This is a genomic window from Pseudomonas citrullilanati (assembly GCF_030580855.1).
In the GTDB taxonomy this organism is placed as follows: domain Bacteria; phylum Pseudomonadota; class Gammaproteobacteria; order Pseudomonadales; family Pseudomonadaceae; genus Aquipseudomonas; species Aquipseudomonas citrulli.
In genome coordinates this window covers 1-929 of sequence record NZ_JAUQOP010000097.1, presented here as the reverse complement: position 1 = coordinate 929, position 929 = coordinate 1, and the positions used below count along the sequence as shown (strand labels likewise).

The window sequence follows — 929 nt, the reverse complement described above, 5'->3', positions numbered from 1 at the left end:
GGCGTCGACCCCCGCACCGGCCAATACACCGTGTCCATCGATTTGCCCGAGGTGCAGAGCAACTGGCTGTGCGGCCCGGCGTTCCCTTTGAACCTGACCTTCAATCCGATCAATACCGTGGACTCCGGTTTCGGGGTGGGCTGGAACCTGAACCTGAGCCAGTTCACTCCCCACGACCGGATCCTGGCCTTGAACACCGGAGAAACCTTCAAGGTGACCGGTACCGGTGCGACTCCGGACATCAAGGAAAAGAAACTCGACACCTTCCACTTCGAAGACTTCAACGATGGGCGCTACCGCGTCGTGCACAAATCGGGGCTGGTCGAGGAACTCCTGCTGGGTGGCGTTGACCGTGACCGGGTGGCATTGCCCGTTCACGTCAAGTCGCCCGCCGGCCATAACATCACGTTGGTTTATGCGTCGTTCCGTGGCGGACAGTGCTTGCAAAGCATCAGCGATGCCCAGGGCGAGCTGCTGCAAATCAACCGCCAGGCCAACGACGAGTGGGTGGAAATCCTCGTACGGCCCTCCGATGGTCCTAATGGCACGGCGTTGGCGCGCTATGAAATGAAGCTCAATGCCAGCGGCTGGGTCACCGAGATTGTATTGCCCACGCCCGATAAGGGCTCCTGGCGTTTTGGTTATGGCAACGGGCCGATCCGCAACATCCTGTGCCTGCATGAAATCAAGACACCGGTCGGCGGCCTGGAAACGCTCACCTATGCCGACACCGGCCACCCTTACCCGGGCGGCATCGTGCGGCCCAACCTGCCGCGGGTCACCCAACATCGCAGCTACCCCGATTTCGGCCAGCCGAACGCCGATGCAACGATGATCGAAGTGGCCTTCAGCTACACCGGCCACAACTTCCTCGGTGCCGGTGAAACCGTCAGTTGGGAAGACGGAATGGACCCGCTGTACAAACTGCA

At 60.7% G+C, this 929-nt stretch carries 1 pseudogene; it reads left to right on the top strand.

Annotated features, from left to right (window positions below):
- Positions 1-929: pseudogene (locus Q6A48_RS25915) on the top strand (sugar-binding protein); the annotation flags it as partial.